The following is a 21,210-nucleotide window of genomic DNA, read 5'->3' as shown; positions in this document are numbered from 1 at the left end:
TCACTCCAACGCCTGTTGCGCTTTGGCCGTTATGCCGACCCATCCGATGCTAATGATTAACCCTTAAGAACGGGTTAGGTATGAAACCGCAGCGCTCATTTCACCTGCGCGCGAAATACGAATACCGCGCTGGAATTGGGTGCCAGTTCGCCGCCCGGCGTGATCCGCAGTTCGGCCACTTGCGGGTCATATCCTGTGGCAGGCGAGTAGGTGAATGCGGTGTCGCTGCTCTGGCGATAGGCGAGGGAACTTGCGCCAAGCGTCAGCCCGCCACTGGTCGCAAGCTTGACCGGTAGCGTGGTCGTCCCATCATAGGCCACGTTGCGAAAGGTGACGTCGGCTGGAAGAATGTCGTTCAGAATGATTGATCCGGCGTCTACGCTCGTCCCGCTGGGGTTCGTGACCGTTAGCGTGTAGATCATGTCATTGCCGGGTAAGGCAAATGCTCCCAGTGCACCGGTTGCCGGTGTAGAGGATTTGGCAAAGGCAAGTTCGGGCAATTCGCAGAAGCTTATGCCGCTGATACCCATCGCCTGCTGCCCGGTCGTGGATTCGCCGGGGTAGTTGCCGTACCGCACAGTTACGCTCGTGACTGGCTGCGCGAACTCCGCGGTGAAGCGCCCGGTCGATGTGCCTATGTCTGAAGTGCTGACACCTGCGATCTGCGATGCAGATCCAAGGGCGGGCGCGGAGGTTCGCGTTCCGAATGCAATGGAAGAACCAGTCGCCGTGCTGGTGCCGCTATTGTTGTTGCCCCAAGGGGTTGTCATCGCGGGCGTATAGATGGCGGCGCCGTTCGTCCCGGTGATCGCAATCCAGTCGCGAAACTGGTTTGCGCCATAGTCGATATCATCAGCCGTCAGTGCAAATGACACGACCGGACTTGGAAAAGTGAAGGTCGCGGTGATTATCCGGCTTGTCCCGGTGATCGATGTTGTGCGCCCTGTGAAAACGCCGCCAAAGGTCAGGTGCCGGATCGTGGTTCCGCCGGACATCAGCGTGGTGATGCGCGGCATCGTCTCGCCGCCCACGGTTGTGCTTGAAAGGTTGGCTGCGGTAAGGCCGACGGTGAAGTTCACGCTGCCGCCAGCGGTACGCGATGCGGTGTAGGTGTAGTTCGAACCATAGGCGAGTTGCGTCGTCGGCCGGGACGAGAACGAAAATGCATACTCGTTTGCACCGCTGCACGTGGCGGCGGCAACGCTGGCGGGGGCGCACAGGACAAGTGCAGGCATCGCCGCCCGCCGAAGCGCGGCAATCATTGACGCAGGCCGAGGAACGCCAGACTGTCGCTGTCGAACTTCATGCGGAAGACAACGAAAATGCCCTCGGCAGTCTGGCGCGCAGCGATGAAATCCGGGTCGCGATAGCCGCTGATGTTGTACCCGATGGTGATCATGGTGTCCTTGACGAGGCTGATGCCGATTTGCGGGCCAAAAGCGAAGCTCGTCGTATCGCTGGAAAGGTCGTGGCGCACCGTGGCAACTGCACCGATTTCGATCGATTCACCGATCCCAAGGCGTGCATCGAGGCCACCGATCAGCGACGTTCCTGCAAGATCATAGCCTTCAAAGGCATCGAAAGTATGCCGCACAGCCCCGAACAGCCCCAGTTCGCTGCGCTGCGCGTTGTCGCTGCGCGGTGACCAGTTGAGCGAGGTGCTCGCCATCATCCGCGTCGATTTGGCATCGGTGCCAGTGAGCAGCGCCGTGCGCGATCCGGCGGCATTGCCCGCCTCGATCTCGTCGCTGCGCAGTTCCAGCTTCGAAAGCAGGGCGAGAGTGCTGTCTGTCGGGCGATGGGCAAGAGAGAGGGCTGCGTCGAAGATCCGGCTGCGCTGGCCGCTTTCGTCCACCGCGCGGGTCATCGTGAACCCTGCGCCAGCCATGCTGCCTTCGCCAAGCTGGCGGATCGCGCCGAGCACCACGCCCTTGCGGTCGGTCAACTGCCCGTTGCGCATTTCACCGCGCCCGGTCACGCTCCAGCGATCCCGCCGCCAGGTTGCGCCAAACGTTACGGCGGTGAAGTCTTCGGCAATCGTCCCTGCATCACCAAGGTTGCCGCCGCTGGACGCGGGCTGATCGACGTTGATCAGCTTGCTCGTTTCGATCCCGGCCAGCGTGGTCGAATGATCGACGGTCGCGTCGATGGTCAGCGACGGTGTGACCGGCAGCGATTGCGTCAGGCCGAATGCGGCAAAGCTGCGCTTGCCATATTCACTGAGCGACTGCTGGCCGAGGCTGCTGACCACGCGCGCGCCATCCCAGGGGCCGACTTCAAAGCCTGCCTGCACGGTATCGGCGGAGACGGCCTTGCCACTCGCACGTTCATAGGTGCCGATCAGCTTGATCGAAGGCGTGAAGGCATAAGCCGCACCCACGCGATAGCGCGAAGGCAGATCAATGCTTTCTGCTGCACCCAAAGCTACACTGGCCGCGCCGTTGATTTCCAGCCGGTTGTCAAAGAAGTGCTTGGTCGCTCCGGCTTCGATGGTGGTGGTCCGCGCAGTGCTGCCGTCGGCCAGACGGTCGTCGAACATCGCCATACCGATCCGCGCTTCGGTATCGCGGCTGCGCCACACGCCATTGACTTCGGCGGCCTTGCGCTGTGCGGCATCGGTCAGGCTATCGTCGAACCAAGCGCTTGCGGTTACCGCGAAGGCTTCGTTCAACCTGTAGCGACCGTCCATGCCAATCTTGCGGCGACCACGCTCTGCGTTGTTCAACTGGCCAAGGCCAAAGCCGCGCCCTGCCGAACGGACATAGGCGAGGGCATCCAGCGCGCCGTCGTGATGCTCGATCTCGGCGATCCAGGCGTTGTCATAGTCGCCGCCCAAACGGCTCAGGCCCAGTTCGGCACGCAGTTCGGTGCCGGTGCCCAGCGCTGCTTTCACGTCGACTGCTGCCAGATCCGAACGCGCGCCGTTGTTTGCGCCGGTATCGGTGATCGCGGTTGCGCCGATGCGCAGTGTGCCGCCCAGCGTCGTCACATCGGCGCGAAGGCCTGCGTTGATTTCGCCGCCTGCTGCCTGCTCGATCTCGTAATCCACCACGATGAAGCGAGGATTGAGGTTCTCGTCACGGCTCAGCACCGGGGCGCGGAATGTGATCGTGCCGGACAGCAGATCGATGTCATAATCGATGAAGCGTTCCAGCGTCTTCGTTTCGACGATCACTTCTGACCGGAAACGGTCACGCACCTGCAGCGTCACGATTTCGCTGTTGGCGATGATCCGGCGGCTCGACAGGCGATAGGGGCCGGAAATGCCGCCGCCCTGAATTTCGTCGCGGCGATGGGTATCGCCGGTGCGCGCGGCAAAGCCCTGCACATGAACCGCCCCGAACGCGCCCTCTGCAGCAGCACCGGTAACCGTGCGCTGGTAGCGGGCCAGCACGGTCTGGTCGAAGGCGGTCACGAAATCGCCGTAGATCGCATAGAACGCGCGCGCTTCAAGGCGGACATAGAGCTTGTCACGGCTCGCGGAATCGAACCGGCGGCTCGAGCCATCGGCAAACACCGTATAGTAGGCGTTCGGATCGATCGCACCGAGCAGACGCTGCTGGTCCTTCTGCTTGGCGCTGTCATAGCTTGCCGTCAGCAGGAATTTGCCCAGCACGCGGCCCTTGGCATAGAACGCCACGCGCGCATTGTCGCCCAGATCGCTGTCGAACTGGCCATCGCGCTGCATCTGCCTGGCAACCGAAGACTTTCCGCCCGCAGCTTCTGCAAGGCCGACCAGCGTCCATTTCTGGTCACCGGGTGCGATCCAGCTTTCCAGCGTCTGGCGCCGGGTGATCGTTTCGTCCTTGAACAGGAACTCGGCGCGCAAGGGGCCGCTGACCATCGTGGGGGCCAGTTCGACATAGGCGATGCCATCGTCACCCTTGATCACAAAGGTGGGAGCAGCGCGATCCAGCCCGGAAAGCGTGCGCGATTGCATGGCGTCGATGGCCAGCGCGCTTTCATAAGGCTGATTGAGCGTGAACTCGCCGGTGATCCCGGCATGGACCGGACGGCCATTGCGGTCGGTCACACGCAGCGCCAGCACCGGGCGGGTCGAACCGTCGGCGATCAGGCGCGATTTTTCAGGTACCAGCGTGACGCGGGCGGGCACCTGAACGAAGTGGACATCGCGCTTCAGCGTGGCGACTTCGCCTCCATCCGTAGCGCGCACAGTGGCGCTCAGCACGGTCAGGCCGCCTTCCAGCGGAACGCCACGCCACACGCTTACCGCAAAGCCCTGCGGCGAAACGCTCGCCCCGTCGAACGCCACGGAATCCACCGGTTTGCCATTGGCCCGCAGTTCCACCGTCTCGCCCTTGCGATGGCGGATGGCAACGCGGATTGCGGGCGAACGCGGGTTATGGTCCGCTGCGGGGAAAAGGAAATCTGCAGGGCCATCGCCCATCGCCAGCCAGTCGATTTCCGCGCCTGCCGATTTGCGATCTTCCAGTTCCGCTTCCTGCACGGTCGCTGCCTTTTCAGCCTCAGCCGACTTTGCTGCGGGTGCAGCATCCGTCTGTTCGCGCAGCACCGCGCTGAAATCCGCCACGGCAAGCGTGCCGCCCTGGCCAGTCACGAAGCGCGATGTGGCATTGCCAGCACTGCGCGTGGACGCGGCGCAATCGATGAAGCGGCCCCCTTCGGGCAGGGTCTGTTCGGCCACCTGAACCACGTGGGTTCCGGGCACCAGGCCTTCGAAGTGATAGCGGCCATCGGCATCGGTAATCGCAAAGCTGCCGTCTTCCAGCATCACGCGCACGCCGGGAATGCCGCTGCGGCCCTCGCGCACGTTGCAATCGCCTGCGGAAACGCGCCCGATCAGCGTCATCCGGCTTGCCAGAACTTCATCCTCGATCTTCACGCGGGCTTGTGCCGTAGTGGTCTGCCCGCGTTCATCGGCCAGTTGTACAAGGTTGCTCGCTTCCCCTGCCGGAGCATCGGGGCGTGCCGTCATGGCATAAGTAATCTTCACGGTCTGACCGGCAGCGATGCGGCCCAGCGTGATGGTCATCTGGCGGCCATCGTCGGTAAAGCTGACAGCGGCGTCGGCGCTCTGCCCATCGATGCGGACCGATTTCGGCACAAAGCGCAGCCAGCGCGAAGGCGTGTCTTTCACTGTCACGTTGAACAGGGCACGCTTGGTGTTGGGATTGTTCGCCAGCACGGTGAAGATCACCGGATCGCCGGGATTGATCACTTCACGCGATGCTGCCTTGGTCACGCCAAGCGGGACGCTGGGTGAATCGACCGGAATGTCGACACGAACGGGGTTGGGCGACGTCAGCGTCACCACCCCGCCGAACGAGGCGTCGCTCAGTTCAACAAGGTTGCCTTCGGGGCGGCGCAAGGTGCCCAGGTTTGCGACGGGAACCGTCGAAGGCACGACAAAGCCGGTCGGCGGCACCACGCGCAGGCGATAACTGCCAAGTGCGGCCAGCGGAAAGCGGTATTCGCCTGCAGGCATCGGATAGACCGTGCCCGAAGCATCGGTCACGCTTTGCCCGGTAACGACGGTCGATGGCCAGCCCGTAATGCCGTCGTCGGCAAAGACTTGTGCGGGCTGCCCGGTCGCATCGTCGATCAGGGTGATTGTCACGCCGTCAATCGGCGCACCATCGCTGCTGTCAAATACCAGGCCGTAGGGGTCGGCGAGAACCTGCACGCTGCTGACGGGCGTTGCAGCAAGCTGGAACCGGCTGTCGGCAATCTCGACCGTGATGGAATCGCCGCTGTGCACGCTCAACTGGCAGTTGCGCTGCGTCGGGGCGGGCGGAATGGCCGTGGTGGCGATGGCTGCAAGGAACTCGCCAGTGTTCACGCCGGTTTCGGCGATCGTCATCAGCTCCTCGTCGCCCGACGATGTGGTCGCCTTGATCTGCAACTGGTCAATCGCATTGGCAGAGCGGTTCGCGCTGGGCGCCGAAATCCGCACATAGAGCAGTTCGCCAATGCGGAAGCTGTCCGAAGGCAGCAGCGAACCGTTGAGCGTGATCGATGTGCGCGATCCCGATAGCGCCATGCTGCGCTGGCCGCACGAAGGCAGTGCCAGCGCAATCGTGCCGGATCCATCGGGGAGATAGCGCAGGGTCTGCATCGTGGCGACCGCCGTTTCCACCGGAAACGAAACGGTGTTCGACGTGGCGCTCACCGTCTGGCCATGATCGGTCCAGTTGGCGGTTGCGGTGTTGGTGATCATCTCCTGCGCCGACGTGGCACAAGGGATGCTCAGCAGCATCGCAGTCAGCAAGGCAGAGAACCAGAGTTTAATGAGAAGAACCTTGGAGAATGTCATGTTCGGGGCCTGCCGGCCTCGCCACGCGGGCGAGACCGGCTTGCTCGTCAGTTGATCGTCGCGCGGAACAGGACGGTTTTGGTCGATCCCGCCGGAAGGCTTGCGATCGTGCCCGTCACCGTGCCAGAGGCCTGGCTACCGGCCGTGGCACCATCTGCCTGGCACACGCCGCCAGACACCGTGCCATCAACCTTCACGCCGAACGTCGGTTCATAGGTAACCGTCGCGGGCAGGGGGTCGTTCACAGCGATGGTCGATGCGGAGCTGGCACCTGCGGCATTGGTCACCGCGATGCAGTATTCCACCACCGCGCCGGGGATCATCTTCGGATTGGTGGTGTTGTTCACAGGGTCCGAAACGATGCGGCTCGTCTTGGCAACCGTCAGTGCGGCGGTGGCGACGGTATAGTCATCGCGCGCCGAATGGGCGGCATCGCGCGCTGCATCGTCAGTGCCTGCGGTGGTGTCTGCAAACACGGTGTCCATACCAGCGGTGTTGCCGCCGGTCGTCTGGGTAAGCGCGGCACCCTGCGTTGCTGCGGTGCCCGCTTCGCGACCCGTCGCACGCAGCGCAACGCCTGCGACAGAACCGTTGGCAAGACCCAGCGGAACGTCGCTCACCACGAACACACGGCGGGTTGCATCGGCGGCAATTTCGTCAAGGAATGTGACGAGCGTATCCGAGGCGGATTCATACGAACCGCTGTTGTTGGTATCGACATAGATGCGGACGTTGCTTGCTGTGAAAGTATCGGTGCCGCCATGCGCCGCCGTGCCGCCGGTCTGCTGCAACGCTTCGAGCGCGAAGTCGAGCGGGGCGTTCGAATTGTTGGTCACGGTGAACGTCGTGACCTGCGAAACCGAACCGGGCGTAACCACCGTGGTCGCGCTGCCGACTTCGGCGACGGTCAGGTTGATCTTGCGGTCAACCGTCAGCGTATCGCTGGCGGTTTCAGCATTCTGGGAAATGCCGCCCACCTGATAATTGATCGTGGCGGTGTTGGTGATGGTGTTGCCCGCAGTGGTTCCTGCGGCGTGTGCAGTGGTTGCGCCGAACGCAAACAGCGCAAGCGCACTGGTTGCGGCCAGCATCTTGCTGGTGCATGTCATGGTAACGATCCCTGTCTCAGTTTACCTGCTTCGGACTCCGCCAGCAGGATGGGCGGTTTTTCGTGGGCTTTTCAGCGAACGATGGCGTGATACTCGACCGTGCCGCTTCCCCCCGGAGCGATCGCGGGCACGGTCCAGCGAATATGGGTGATGTCTTCCGCACGGGCGGCGCGCACTGCGCCTGCAGCGTCCTTGACGGTCAGCCCGGTCAGCAGGCCATAGGCCTTGCCGCCGTCTACCGACACCTGCAGCGCGTTAACACTGTCATCGGCCACGCGCACCGCTTGCGGCACCGGATTGGTCACAACGAAGTTGTCGACCGACTGGCTGCCTTTGTTGGCATAGCGCGTGGAGAACAGCAGCTTGTCACCGGGAACAACCACTTTAGGGTCTTCCAGCACGGTCTTCTTGACGCCGCTCGTCTCGACGGTCTTCTCCAGCTTCACATCGCCTTCAAGGACGACGCTGGGAGCTTGTTGCGCCATCACGGGCGAGGTTGCCAAAGCGCTTGTCAGTGCGAGCGCGAGAAACGTGGAGATAATCCTGGTCATGGTCTTGTCCCGGTTTGTGCGTTGCTGCGCTTTGATCAGTTGATGGTGGTCTTGAACGTAACCGACCGGCTCGCACCGCCAGCCAGCGTTCCAATGGTTACGTCGATGCCGGTGGAGGACGCCGTTGCCGCATCGCCATCGGTGGCGTCGGTCTGTGAAGCGCCTTCAAGCGTTACCGAGTTGGCGACATAAGTCGTGCCGGTCGGGATCGCGTCGATGACGTGAAGGTCGTTCACCGTGCCGCTGCCGCTGGCCGTGGCCGCGATGGTGAAGGTCACCACAGCGCCCGGAACCGGCTTGGCCCCGCCGAACGGATCGACGACGACATAGGACTTTACCAGCGCCACACTGGCCGAGCTGGCGATCAGCGAACCCAGTGCATTGGCGTTGGCGGTTGTCGCGCCCACCACGGCATCGCCGCCGCCTTGGCCTTGTCCGGCAAAGCTGGTGCCCGGCGTGCCCGCACCCGTCAGCGCCTGCGCCGTCACGCGAACCTGGCTCGCTGCGCCGTCCGCCGTGCCCGAAGGCTGTGCCACCACCACGAACACGCGCGTGCTGCCGTCTGCGGCGAGGGCAGGGGTGGAACCGCCATTGGCGATTACGGTATCAACGCCCGGCTCGTAAGTGCCATTGTCATTGCTGTCGATCGCGATGGTCTGGACCGTGGCGTCAAAGCCGTTGCCGCTGACCGTGGGCGATACGTTGATCGAGAACGCTTCCGATCCGTTGCCGGTATTGTCGATCCGGTAGGTCAGCACTGCGGTGCTGGCCAGCGGAACCGCCGCTGCATTGAGCGAACTGACGGCAACATCCAGCAGTTCGTCCACGCGGATCGACACGGTGTTCGAATTGACCGTGGTGGTAGAACTACCGCTGCCATAGCTGGCCGAGGCTGTGTTCTGGATCAGCGTACCGGCAGTGACCCCGGCAGCCTGGGCTTGCGATGCTCCCAGCGCGGCGGATGCTGCGACTGAGGCGATCATGAATTTTGTGCAATGGTTTGTCATGCAGATCGCAGTAAATCTGCGTGGTTACCAAAGGCTAAAATCCTTAGGAAAACCCCGTATATCCTAAGGATATTATGCCTTAACCAAAGTTGTCAAAGTGTTGCTCGGGGTGAGAAAAAGTTCATGCCGAACAAACGTTTGCATAAACAAGCACCGATCCGGCAAGTTGCAAAAAAATTTTCAGATCGAGCGATTTATTTTGCCGCCAGAGCGCTGAAAACGCCCAATCGACCGATTTGGAGTGATTCGGATTCTCCGTTTGGCGGAGTGTGACTTAGCCGATCTGCCCCACAGCAGCAGCGGTAGACACATTCTGCCGCACGCTTGGCTTTGCCGTTCCCATCGCCTTGCCGATCAGCAGCAGTGCAGGCCCATCGCCCAGTGCGGTCTGCGCCGCCAGCGGCAGCAGATCGAGGCGCGAATGGAACCGGCGCTCGCACGCCAGGCTCGCTGATTCCACCAGCGCCACCGGCGTATCCGGGGCAAGCCCTGCGGCGATCAGATTGCGCGATACCTCTCCCGCCGCCGCTTTGCCCATATAGATCGCCAGCGTCGCTTCAGGATCGGCCAGCGTGGCCCAGTCGAGCGAAAGTTCCTCACCCGCGCGGGCATGGGCGGTCACGAACGTCAGCTTGCGGGCCAGCCCTCGCAACGTCAGCGATTGCCCAAGGCTGGCCGCTGCCGCGCTTGCCGCCGTCACACCGGGGCAGATGCGCACCGGAACGCCCGCAGCGTGGCAGGCCTCAAGTTCTTCGGTCGCGCGGCCGAAGATCGCCGGGTCGCCGCCTTTCAGTCGCAGCACTCGCTCGTCGGCAAGCGCTGCTTCCACGATCAGCTTGTCGATCGTGCCTTGATCCTTCGAATGCCGCCCGGATCGCTTGCCCACATGCACCAGTCGCGCGCCCGGTGCGGCAAGGTCCAGCACACCCGGCCCGACCAGCGCATCATGGAACACCACGCTGGCCATGCCGATCAGCCGTTCGGCCTTGCGCGTAAGCAGTTCGGGATCGCCCGGACCTGCACCGACCAGCCAGACCGCGCCATTCGGAAAGTCGCTCATTCCGCTGCCTCCACCAGTGTCTCGTTCCATTCGCGCAGCATCCGGGCGATGGCCGGGCGGCACGATCCGCAATTCGTTCCCGCACCGCAGGCCTTGCCGACTTCGGCCACGGTTCCAGCACCCTGTTCGGCAACGGTCATGATTTCCAGCGCGCCGATGCCGTGGCACACGCAGACCACTGGTCCCCGGTCGGGCGCAGGTGCGCTTGGCCGTGCCGCCAGCAGTTCGGGCAAAGCCGCCCCTGCTGCGCCAAGCTGGCCCGAAATCCATTCCCGCGAAGGCAATTGTCCGCTGCGCGTGACATAGAGCGCGGCCTTCAGCGCACCATCATCGCCCAACACGGCCAGACGGCGCATTCCGCGCGCCATGTCCACCGCCTCAACACGCTGGCCTGCAGGTAGTAGCGCATCTGCATCCACTGCCCCATCGCCTGCCAGCTCATAAATCCACCCCCCCGTGATGGCGGAACGGCTCCACCAGACGAGGCCCTGCGGTGCCGAGGTATCCCGCCGCACCAGAAAGGCGCGCCAGTCGCTCGCCACCGGCTCAATGCGGCAGGCGTTGTTCTTGAAGCCGGGCTGCCCCGATACCGGATCGGCCGACTGGTCAGGCAACAGGTTGCCGCGCCCGCCGCTCGCCATCGCATCGGTCCAGTGCATCGGCACGAAAACTTGCCCCCGGCCTTGCCCGTCGGTCACGTTCGCGCGGAACACCGACGTCCCGTTGGCCGAAATGACCCGCGCCAACGCGCCATCCACCACGCCCGCCGCCGCCGCATCATCGGGATGCACTTCCAGCAAAGGTTCGCGACGATGCTGCGCCAGCGTGGGTGAAAGGCCCGTGCGCGTCATCGTGTGCCACTGGTCGCGATAGCGCCCGGTGTTGAGCCGCAGCGGGAAGGCGGGATCGGCCTCACGTCCCCGCGCCTCAACGGGCACCACCTTCATCGCACGTCCCGCCATCGGATGCCGCCCGCCCCACAGGAATGGCTCCATCGCTTCATAGGCCGCGTCAGAAATCCCGGCCTTGTCCGTCAGGTCCAGCACCTTGCCGTGCTTCACGGCAAGCGACGTCATGGCGGCATATTCGCGGAATACCGCTGCCGCATTGGTCCAGTCGAACCCGGCAAAGCCCATGCGCTGCGCCACTTGCGCCACGATCGCCCAGTCTGCCCGGCTTTCACCCGGCGCGGCAAACAGAGCACGCTGGCGGCTGACGCGACGTTCCGAATTGGTGACCGTTCCGTCCTTTTCGCCCCATGCCAGCGCGGGCAGACGGATATGCGCGAACTTCGCGGTATCGGTATCGGAAATCACGTCCGAGACGACCACCGTCTCACAACGCGCCAGAGCCTCGCGCACAAAGCCTGCGTCCGGCATGGATACGGCAGGGTTGGTCGCCATCACCCACAGGAACTTCACGCGCCCATCATGCACCGCGCGGAACAGGTCCACCGCCTTCAGCCCCGGACCGCTGCACATGCGCGGAGCCTGCCAGAATGCTGCGGCATCGGCCCGTTCCTCGTCCGAAAAACCAAGATGACATGCCAGCATGTTGGCAAGGCCGCCCACTTCACGCCCGCCCATCGCGTTGGGCTGCCCGGTCATCGAAAACGGTCCCATGCCGGGCGCATTGATGCGGCCCGTGGCCAGATGCAGGTTGATGATGGCGTTGCCCTTGTCCGTCCCCGCGACGGACTGGTTCGCTCCCATCGAAAACACCGTCACCATGCGCGGATGCGCAGCAACCAGATCAGCCAGCGCAGCAAACGTCTCAGCCGAAACGCCGCCATACTCCCCTCCCGCCTGCGGGAGGGGCTGGGGGAGGGCATGTTCACTCACCAACCCTCGGTGACTCATCTCGGCCAGCAAAGCGTTAAACAGCGCCACATCGCCATCCGGCGCCACCGGCACGAACAAGTCCGCCTGTTCCGCCGTTTCGGTCCGGCGGGGATCGATCACCACGATCTTCGTGCCCCGCGCCTCGCGCGCCGCCTCGATCCGCTGCCAGATCACCGGATGGCACCAAGCGGTGTTCGATCCCACCAGCAGGATCAGATCGGCATCATCAAGGTCTTCATAGGTGACCGGCACCACGTCTTCGGCAAAGGCGCGATTGTGTGCCGCCACCGCGCTCGCCATGCACAGGCGGCTGTTGGTGTCGATATTGGCGCTGCCGACAAAGCCTTTCATCAGCTTGTTGGCGGCATAGTAATCCTCGGTCAGCAACTGGCCCGAAACGTAAAGCGCCACGCTGTCTGGCCCGTGCGCGGCGATGCAATCGCGCATCTTCCCTGCCACCGCATCCAGCGCCTCGTCCCATCCCGCCCGGCGCTCACCGATCATCGGATGCAGCAGGCGGCCATCGAGCGAAACCGTCTCGCCCAGATGCGTGCCTTTTGAACACAGCCTGCCGAAGTTCGCGGGGTGCTCAGCATCACCCTGGATGATGACCGAGCGTTCCCCCGTAACTTCGGCGCGGATGCCGCAGCCGACGCCGCAGTAGGCGCAAGTGGTGCGGACCTGCTTCAAGCTGCCCGCTTCCCCACCACGGCAGAGCGCAGCAGATACATCCGCCCCGCATCCACCTTCATCGGCACGGTCGGCACGCAGCCTTCGTCGTCGCCCAGCGCCTGCCCGGTCTTCAACGAAATGTTCCAGTTGTGCAGGGGGCAGGTCACCACATTGTCGTGGACGATCCCCTGCGAGAGCGGCCCCTGCTTGTGCGGGCACTTGTTCACCAGCGCATAGAACTCGTTCTTCTGCGTGCGGAACACCGCGATTTCGTCCGCGCCCACCACGGGAAGGGTGCGGGCGGTGCCGGGGGTGATCTGGTCCACCGGACCGATGTCGAGCCAATCGCCGATCATGCTGCAAACTCCGTGAACGAAAGGGGACGCACTTCGGCAAGATGCTGGTGCAGATCGGCATCCTTGCCGGCCACACGCTCGGCCCAGGGATCGTCCTGCATGAAGGTCTGCGAATAGCGGAACCGTGCGGCGAGCCGCTTTACGCTGTCCGCATCGTCGAACAGCCCGGCCTTCACATGGTCGAGACCCACGCGCTCGATCCACGGCGCGGTGCGTTCCAGATAGTGCGCCTGTTCGCGGTAAAGCTGGATGAAGGCGGCGCAGACATCCATTGCTTCCGCTTCGGTCGCCACCTTGCACAGCAGGTCGGTGGCACGCACCTTGATGCCGCCATTGCCGCCGACATGCAGTTCATAACCGCTGTCCACGCAGACCACGCCAAAGTCCTTGATCGTGGCTTCCGCACAGTTGCGCGGGCAACCGCTGACCGCGATCTTGAACTTGTGGGGCATCCACGAACCCCAGGTCATCCGTTCCAGCTTTACGCCCAACCCGGTGGAATCCTGCGTTCCGAACCGGCACCATTCGCTGCCAACACAGGTCTTCACCGTGCGTAGCGATTTGCCATAGGCATGGCCCGAAACCATGCCCGCAGCGTTCAGATCGGCCCAAACGGCGGGCAGGTCTTCCTTCCTGATGCCGAAGATGTCCAGTCGCTGCCCGCCCGTCACCTTGACCATCGGCGCTTCGTATTTCTCCACCACGTCTGCGATGGCGCGCAGTTCCCTGGGGTTGGTAAGGCCGCCCCACATGCGCGGCACTACCGAATAGGTGCCGTCCTTCTGGATATTGGCGTGAAGCCTCTCGTTCACGAAGCGGCTCTTCTGGTCGTCTTCATACTCGCCCGGCCACGCGCAGAGCAGGTAGTAGTTGAGCGCGGGGCGGCACGAAGAACAGCCGTCCGGCGTCGTCCAGTGCAGTTCCTGCATGAGTTGCGGGATCGCCCTGAGGTTCTTTTCGATGATCAGGCGGCGCACATCGTCGTGGCTGAAGCTGGTGCACTTGCACATCGTCTTCGGCCCGGACTGCACTTCGCCGCCCAGTGTCAGCGCCAGCAGGCTTTCGACCAGCCCGGTGCAGCTTCCGCAGGATGCCGAAGCCTTGCAGGTGCTGCGCACCGCATCGAGGCTGCACGCGCCCGCTTTGATCGTTTCAACGACCTTGCCCTTGGAAACGCCGTTGCAGCCGCAGATTTCTGCGTCGTCCGAAAGGGCTGCAACGGCGGCATTAGGGTCCAGCAGGGCACCCCCGGAAGCGAAAGCCTGCCCGAAGATCAGCGCTTCGCGGATATCCGAAACGTCTTCGCCCTTCTTCAGCAGGTCGAAGTACCAGTTCCCGTCCGCCGTATCGCCATAGAGCACGGCGCCGACCAGCTTGTTGTCCTTCACGACAACCCGCTTGTAGATCCCGCGCGCCGCATCGCGCATCACAATGTCTTCGGCGCCGTCACCGCCCGAAAAATCGCCTGCGGAAAACAGGTCGATGCCCGAAACCTTGAGCTTGGTCGATGTGACCGAACCTTCATATCCCGAAGGCGCATTGCAGGCCGCATCGGCCAGCGAACGGCACATGTCCCACAGCGGCGCAACAAGGCCATAGCAAAGCCCACGGTGCTGCACGCATTCGCCCACCGCCATGATCGCGGGATCGCTCGTCACCATGTGGTCATCCACCACGATGCCGCGTTCGACTTCCAGCCCTGCGGATTTTGCCAGCGTGGTGCCGGGGCGGATGCCCACAGCCATCACCACGATATCCGCGTCGAAAGTGCGCCCGTCCTTCAGGCGGACAGCGGAAACGTGTCCATCCTTGCCGACGATCTCGGCTGTATCGCCGCCGGTCACGATGGTCTGGCCGCGCCGTTCCAGTTCGGTCTTCAGCAGGTATCCGGCGGCTTCATCCAGCTGGCGCTCCATCAGCGTCGGCATAAGGTGAACGACGGTGACCTTCATGCCACGCAGCGAGAGGCCATGCGCTGCCTCCAACCCGAGCAGGCCACCGCCGATCACCACGGCTGACCCACCCTTTTCGGCTGCGGCCAGCATTTTATCCACGTCGTCCAGATCGCGGAACGTCACCACGCCCGCCAGATCCTTGCCCGGAACAGGGATGATGAAGGGGTCCGAACCGGTTGCGATCAGCAGCCGGTCGTATGGTTCCACCCGGCCAGATTGTGCGACCACGGTCTGCGTGGCGCGGTCGATCGAAACCACCGGATCGCCCGAAACCAGCGTGATCGCGTTATCGGCGTACCAGTCGTCGCCGTTGATCACGATGTCTTCGAACGCTTTCTCGCCTGCCAACACCGGCGAAAGCATGATGCGGTTGTAGTTCACGCGCGGTTCCGCGCCGAAGATCGTCACATCGAACCGGGCGGCATCACGGGCGAGGATTTCCTCTACCGCGCGACACCCGGCCATACCGTTGCCGATCACCACCAGCCGCTCCTTCACAGGCGCGGTGCGGTCCTTTTCCATCAGGGTCGAAGGCGCGTTCACTCACGTATTCCTTGGCCAGACGCGCAACACGAAAAAGCCGCCCGAACGCATCCCGATAGGGAGGTCTGGGCGGCGACATTGCCACGCGATGTTGATAGTTCAGGCTTTGCGCTGGATCGCCCGACCTTGGGCGGCACATCGGCCTTCGTTCATATGGCTAACCGATTCGGGCGCTGCACTGCAAGCATTATTTTGCAGTGCAGCACGCTCATCCTTCGACAGGCTCAGGATGAGCGGGGGAAATATGTCCATGTCCGGCAAGCCCGCTCATGCTGAGCCTGTCGAAGCACCCGCACAACCCATCAAACCAAAATCAGAACGCCACTTCAGCCTGCAACCACAGGATCTCACGATCCACGCCAAACTTGTCGGCGTTGTAGTTGGCATACTTCACCAGCCAGCCCACTTTCTTGGTCTTGAAGCCCAGGCTGGCATCCCATTCGGTGCCGAACTTCACCCCACCCACATCGCTGCGGAACTCGTGATAGGTGACGTTGGCGTTAAGACCCTGAACTGCCTTCACTTTTGGCAGAACCTTGGCCAGCGTAACGTAGGTATCCTCAAGCCCGCCCGCCGGCGTGGTCAGGAACAGGTCGGCCCAGCCGTTGAACTTGTGCAGCGTGGCCAGCGGGGTCTGGAAAGATTTGCCCACCGCCTTGTCCGCACCCAGCTTTTCGTAACCGCCGGTCAGGGTAAAGCCCTGATATCCAAGGCCGAGTTCACCCAGCACATAATCCGCCTCATAAGCCACCGGGGCGCTGCCGATACCGGATTGGCGGGCATAGGTTGCCAGCACGTTCAGCTTCACCGCCTTTGACAGCGGGAAGCTGCCCGAAACGCGCCCGCCATATGTCTGCGACGAGTTGGCGAAGGCAAAAGCCTCATCATAATCAAGGATATAGGAGAACGCCTTGGCAGTGACTGGCCCCAGCTTTGCGCTCGCGCCAAGGAACACGAAGTCCCCATCCATCGACCGGCGCGGCCCGGCTTCCGATCCGAAGATCGAATCCTGCTGGATCGCATAGGTTCCATCAAAGCTGACCGGCCCGAACGTCGCTTCTGCGCGCACGGCGTCGAAGGTCTGTTCGTTCTGCCGCCAGCCGACCGAACCGACAAAGCGTTGATCATCAAGGTTTATCCGCTGACGTCCAACGGTCAACGCAAAGTCCTTCACCTTGTACATGATCTGCGCGCGGTTCAGGTCGATGCTTTCGCCATCAGCCACCACGGCAAACTGCGGGCGGCGTTGCGAACTGCCTGGAAGAGCGAATGGAAAGGCATTGTATTGATTGGACAATCCCAACGTGCCTTCAGCCTCGACCAGCACCGAAAGGTGCGACGGTGCGTGCTTCAGCTCCAACCCGGTACGCAAACGCACGGTCAGCGCATCGGCATCGACCGTCGGCTGATCGATGCCTTCGTAGCGAATGCGTGCGTCGATGATCGGATCGAGCGTCAGGCCATCGGCCACCGGAATCGGGTCACCGAAAGCGGGTTTTCCAGCAGCCTGCGCAGGGTGTGCGAAGGCGATCGACGACGCGAGCAGCGTCGCCGTGAGTGTGGTCTTCTTCATGTTCCCTGAACCCCCATGATTGGGCCGATCAGGCATCCTCTCGTGCGCCTTAAGGGCGCTTAGGTGCTTCTAGGTGCATCTAGGTGCACTTCAGGCCGCGTGTGATTTCGGCCCATGATCGTACTCTGCAAGGAAGTGCAGGACTTCCTGGCGGTAAGCGTAAAACATTGGATGCTTTAGCAATTCCTTGCGGTCGCGCGGGCGCGGCAGGTCCACTTTCAGCACTTTGCCGATGGTGGCGTTCGGCCCATTGGTCATCATCACCACACGGTCGGCCAGAAGGATCGCTTCGTCGACATCGTGGGTCACCATGATGGCGGTCACCTTCGTCCGGTTCCACACTTCCACCAGCACGTCCTGCAGATCCCAGCGCGTCAGGCTGTCCAACATGCCGAAAGGTTCGTCGAGCAGCAGCAGGCGCGGGGAGAGCGCAAAGGCGCGCGCGATGCCCACGCGCTGGCGCATCCCGTTGGACATTTCCGCCGCCATCTTGTCCTTCGCGTCGGCAAGACCCACGCGATCAAGATAGTAGTCGATGATTTCCCTGCGTTCCGAACGGGTTGCGTGCGGGTAGACACGCTCCACGCCAAGCGCCACGTTCTGCCGCGCGGTGAGCCAGGGCATAAGGCTGGGTGACTGGAACACCACCGCCTTGTCCGGCCCGGCAATATCAATCTCGCGGTTATCAAGGATGATGCCGCCCTTGCTGATTTCGTTCAGGCCAGCCGCCATCGTCAGCACGGTGGACTTGCCGCAACCGGAATGCCCGATGAGCGAGATGAATTCGCCCTTGTCCATCAACAGGTTGAAGTCCTCAACCACGGTCAGTGGACCCTTGGGCGTAGGGTAGACCTTGTGGAGTTTCCAGAACTCCATGTAGCGCCGCGTTGCGCCCTTTTTCGCCGCGTCCTGATAGGCCTTGGGCGGCGGTGCGAGGTCTAGCGGGGTGACATTGGGCAAATTGCCGTAATCGCTGCCCTTGGCCGCCTTTTCGCCCGCCAGACCGCCAAGATAGTTGACGATTTCCGTGCGGAGCGACTGGAACGCAGGGCTGTCGTTCACGGCCTCGCGATCACGTGGGCGGGGAAGGGTGACCGGGAAAATCTTCCCGATCCGCGCCGCCGGGGCAGGGGTCAGCACGGCAACCCGGTCTGCCAGCAACAGGGCTTCGTCCACATCGTTGGTGACAAGGATGATGGTGCGCTTTTCCTCTTCGCGGATGCGGTCGATCTCGTCCTGCAACTTGGCGCGGGTGAGGGCGTCCAGTGCGGAAAGCGGTTCATCCAGAAGGAGAATTTCGGGTTCCATTGCCAGTGCGCGGGCCACAGAAACGCGCTGGCGCATCCCGCCTGAAAGCTGCGCAGGCTTGCGCTCCATCGCATGGCCAAGGCCGACGAGTTCAACCTTCTGGCGAACCAGCGCGGTGCGATCAGCCTTGCTGCGATCCTTGTGCACCGCATCGACAGCCAGCGCGACGTTCTGTTCGACCGTCAGCCAGGGAAAGAGCGAATAGGACTGGAAGACGAGGCCGCGATCCTTGTCCGGCCCGTCAATCGCCTTGCCACGCAGCAGAATTTCGCCTGCGTCCGGTTCGACAAGGCCTGCGATGGCCGAGATCAGCGTGGTCTTGCCCGCGCCGGAGAAGCCGAGGATGGCAATGAATTCGCCTTCCTCAACATCCAGATCGATGCCGCCGAGGACTTCGGAAATGCCGCCAGCCTTGCCGGTATAGCTTTTGCGAAGACCTTTGAGAGAGAGGATCGTGGCCATGTGGGTTACCTTTCTCAGACGGTGCGGTTGCGGCTGACGAAGGACTGCAGCGCCATCATGATGCGGTCCAAGGCAAACCCGATGAGGCCGATGACGACGACGGCCACCATGATACGGGCCAGCGACTTTTCCGAACCGTTCTGGAATTCGTCCCACACGAACTTGCCCAGGCCGGGGTTCTGCGCGAGCATTTCCGCCGCGATCAGCACCATCCATCCGGTGCCGAGAGACAGACGCATCCCGGTGAAGATGAAGGGCAGCGATGAAGGCAGGACGAGGCGGGTAAGGCGGGCGAACCAGCCGAGGCGCAGCACGCGGCCCACCGCGATCAGATCCTTGTCGATGCTGGCGGTGCCAATGGCGGTGTTGATCAGCGTCGGCCACAGCGAACACAGCATGACGACCACTGCCGAAACGACGAAGCTTTTCGCCAGTGTCGGGTCATCGCTGGTCATCGATGCAGATACGACCATCGTGACGATGGGCAGCCACGCAAGCGGGCTGACCGGGCGCATCACCTGCACCAGCGGATTGATCGCCGCATTAACCCGCTTTGACATGCCTGCCACAAGGCCAAGCGGCACGGCGAACAGAGTGGCAAGCACGAAGCCTGCAGCCACGGTTTCAAGGCTGGTGAAGATCTGGTCCACGAAAGTTGGCGGGCCGGTGTAGGAATAGCCTGCTGACACCGCTTCTGCTGCGGAAATGCGGGCTGCGGCGTTTTCGTCCATCAGGCCGGTGAACGCGCTCCACACGTCGCCCGGTCCGGGCAGCGCGCCAAGCGAGGTCTGGACCAGTGGCGCAGCCAGCGCCCAAAGCGCAAGGAACGCGCCAATACCCGCAAACGGCGGCCACAGCGCATCGAAAGCATCGCGCGGCGCGGGCAGCTTGATGCCGAACGGCAGAGAGCGGGCAGGCTTCACGGATGCAGTTTCCTCTTTTGCGCCATCGGTTCCGGCGGCGGGGAGGAGGGACGCGCCCTCCTCCTTATCCTGCGATGGCGTAGCGAAGAATTCTTCCTTGCGAAGGGGCACGGCGTTCATGTGATTGGTCCTTGGTGGCTTACTTGACGCCGGCCGGGGTCACGGTTTGACCCTGCTTGAGGCCGATGGTGAAGCTGGAGATATAGGCGTTCGGCTGTTTGCCGTTGAACTTGATGCCATCGATGAAGCCCGACTGTTCCGGCTTGTAGCCGTCGGTTTCGGGGATGGCGTCCTTGGGGATCACGCCCTTGTCGGCGAGTTCCCGGGCAGCGGCGAGATAGAGGTCGGGGCGGTAGACGGCCTTGGCTGTGTCGAAATACCACTGGTCCGGCTTGTCGGTGGGGATCTGCCCCCAGCGGCGCATCTGCGTGAGCGTCCACACCGCGTCCGAATAGAACGGATAACCCGCAAACTGGTTGAAGAACACGTTGAAATCCGGTGCTTCGCGTGTGTCGCCGGGGCCGAACGTGAACTTGCCGGTCATGCTGGCGGCGATGACTTCCGCATCGGCGCCGACATACTGCGACATCGCAAGGATTTTCACCGCTTCGGGGCGGTTTTTGCCGCCTTCGGCATCAAGCCATTGCTGGGCCTTGATGATCGCACGAAGCAGGGCCTTTACCGTGTTCGGGTTTTTGGCAGCGAACTCTTCCGTCAGGCCGAAGACCTTTTCGGGATTGCCCTTGAAGATTTCCTCGTCAGTGATGACCGGAACGCCGATCTTCTTCTTTACCGCCGCCTGATTCCACGGTTCGCCCACCGAATAGCCATCGATCGTGCCGGCTTCGAGCGTGGAAGGCATCTGCGGTGGCGGGGTGACGGAGATCTGGACCTGCGCGGCGGTCGTTCCTGCCGTATCGCCGGGCAGGTAATAACCCGGAACGATGCCGCCTGCGGCCAGCCAATAGCGCAATTCGTAGTTGTGCGGGCTGAACGGGAAGACCATGCCGAACTTCAGGTTCTTGCCCTTGAGCGCGGCGGCGGAAACGGGGTGCTGAACCTTGCCGTCTGCGCTTTTGGGCAGGGCAGGGGCGATTTCGGACCAGACCTTGTTCGAGATGGTGATCGCGTTGCCGTTGAGGTCGAGGCTGAGCGGGGCGATCAGCTTGGCCTTTGCGCCGATCCCGGCGGCGGCGGCGATGGGCTGGCCAGCCAGCATGTGCGCGCCATCAAGCTGTCCGCCAACCACGCCATCGAGCAGAACCTTCCAGTTCGCCTGTGGTTCGAGCGTGACGGTCAGCCCTTCTTCACGGAAGAAGCCCTTTTCCTGTGCGATGGCGAGCGGAGCCATATCGGTCAGCTTGATGAAGCCGAGCTTGAGGACCGGCTTTTCAATGCCATTGGCTGATGCGGCGGGCTTTTCGGGCGCGTCAGCGCTTTTCCCGCAGCTGGCCACGGCCATCCCGGCAAGCAGTGCTGCGATCATGTTCCGGCTTTTGAACCCCGTCCGTCCGTTCATTTCGACCACCCCTTTTGTGTTGCAGGACAAACGCGA

At 62.7% G+C, this 21,210-nt stretch carries 13 protein-coding genes; all 13 read right to left on the bottom strand.

Annotation, left to right across the window (positions count from 1 at the left end):
• Positions 1-95 precede the first annotated feature (95 nt).
• The 13 genes from ACOVQ0_RS05520 to ACOVQ0_RS05460 all read right to left on the bottom strand — a co-directional run bounded on the left by ACOVQ0_RS05520 (position 96) and on the right by ACOVQ0_RS05460 (position 21,174).
• The gene (locus tag ACOVQ0_RS05520; RefSeq protein WP_421881195.1) at positions 96-1,262 is read right to left on the bottom strand and encodes a hypothetical protein; all 1,167 of its coding nucleotides are present in this window, start codon (positions 1,260-1,262) and stop codon (positions 96-98) included.
• Positions 1,259-6,295: an isopeptide-forming domain-containing fimbrial protein gene (locus tag ACOVQ0_RS05515; RefSeq protein ID WP_421881193.1), complete on the bottom strand. Its 5,037-nt coding sequence runs from the start codon at positions 6,293-6,295 to the stop codon at positions 1,259-1,261. The genes ACOVQ0_RS05520 and ACOVQ0_RS05515 overlap by 4 nt, the downstream gene beginning before the upstream one ends.
• Positions 6,296-6,342: 47 nt before the next feature.
• The gene (locus ACOVQ0_RS05510; RefSeq protein ID WP_421881190.1) at positions 6,343-7,404 is read right to left on the bottom strand and encodes a hypothetical protein; all 1,062 of its coding nucleotides are present in this window, start codon (positions 7,402-7,404) and stop codon (positions 6,343-6,345) included.
• A gap of 71 nt (positions 7,405-7,475) precedes the next feature.
• A complete protein-coding gene (locus tag ACOVQ0_RS05505; RefSeq protein ID WP_421881187.1) occupies positions 7,476-7,955 on the bottom strand; it encodes a hypothetical protein in 480 nt (159 codons plus the stop codon).
• Positions 7,956-7,990: 35 nt separating this feature from the next.
• Positions 7,991-8,938, bottom strand: coding sequence for a hypothetical protein (locus ACOVQ0_RS05500; protein ID WP_421881184.1), 948 nt, complete (start codon positions 8,936-8,938; stop codon positions 7,991-7,993).
• Between the two features lie 298 nt (positions 8,939-9,236).
• Positions 9,237-10,022, bottom strand: coding sequence for a uroporphyrinogen-III C-methyltransferase (gene cobA, locus ACOVQ0_RS05495; protein ID WP_421881181.1), 786 nt, complete (start codon positions 10,020-10,022; stop codon positions 9,237-9,239).
• Positions 10,019-12,553 carry a molybdopterin-dependent oxidoreductase gene (locus tag ACOVQ0_RS05490; protein ID WP_421881178.1) on the bottom strand — a complete coding sequence of 845 codons (2,535 nt, stop codon included), beginning with the start codon at positions 12,551-12,553 and terminating at the stop codon, positions 10,019-10,021. The genes cobA and ACOVQ0_RS05490 overlap by 4 nt, the downstream gene beginning before the upstream one ends.
• Positions 12,550-12,891 (bottom strand): nitrite reductase small subunit NirD, encoded by a 342-nt coding sequence (gene nirD, locus ACOVQ0_RS05485; RefSeq protein ID WP_421881174.1) that lies wholly within the window; start codon positions 12,889-12,891, stop codon positions 12,550-12,552. The genes ACOVQ0_RS05490 and nirD overlap by 4 nt, the downstream gene beginning before the upstream one ends.
• Entirely contained in the window at positions 12,888-15,368 is a 2,481-nt protein-coding gene (gene nirB, locus ACOVQ0_RS05480; protein WP_421881244.1) for a nitrite reductase large subunit NirB, read from the bottom strand. Before nirB ends, nirD begins: the two co-directional genes overlap by 4 nt.
• A gap of 334 nt (positions 15,369-15,702) precedes the next feature.
• Positions 15,703-16,962 (bottom strand): alginate export family protein, encoded by a 1,260-nt coding sequence (locus ACOVQ0_RS05475; RefSeq protein WP_421881171.1) that lies wholly within the window; start codon positions 16,960-16,962, stop codon positions 15,703-15,705.
• Between the two features lie 90 nt (positions 16,963-17,052).
• Positions 17,053-18,732 carry an ABC transporter ATP-binding protein gene (locus tag ACOVQ0_RS05470; RefSeq protein ID WP_421881168.1) on the bottom strand — a complete coding sequence of 560 codons (1,680 nt, stop codon included), beginning with the start codon at positions 18,730-18,732 and terminating at the stop codon, positions 17,053-17,055.
• A gap of 14 nt (positions 18,733-18,746) precedes the next feature.
• Entirely contained in the window at positions 18,747-19,775 is a 1,029-nt protein-coding gene (locus ACOVQ0_RS05465; protein WP_421881165.1) for an ABC transporter permease, read from the bottom strand.
• Positions 19,776-19,794: 19 nt separating this feature from the next.
• Complete coding sequence (locus ACOVQ0_RS05460) at positions 19,795-21,174, bottom strand: CmpA/NrtA family ABC transporter substrate-binding protein (protein WP_421881163.1); 1,380 nt, start codon at positions 21,172-21,174, stop codon at positions 19,795-19,797.
• Positions 21,175-21,210 lie beyond the last annotated feature (36 nt).

It is taken from the genome of Novosphingobium sp. (assembly GCF_049240505.1).
GTDB lineage: Bacteria > Pseudomonadota > Alphaproteobacteria > Sphingomonadales > Sphingomonadaceae > Novosphingobium.
This window is presented reverse-complemented; position numbering and strand designations above follow the sequence as displayed.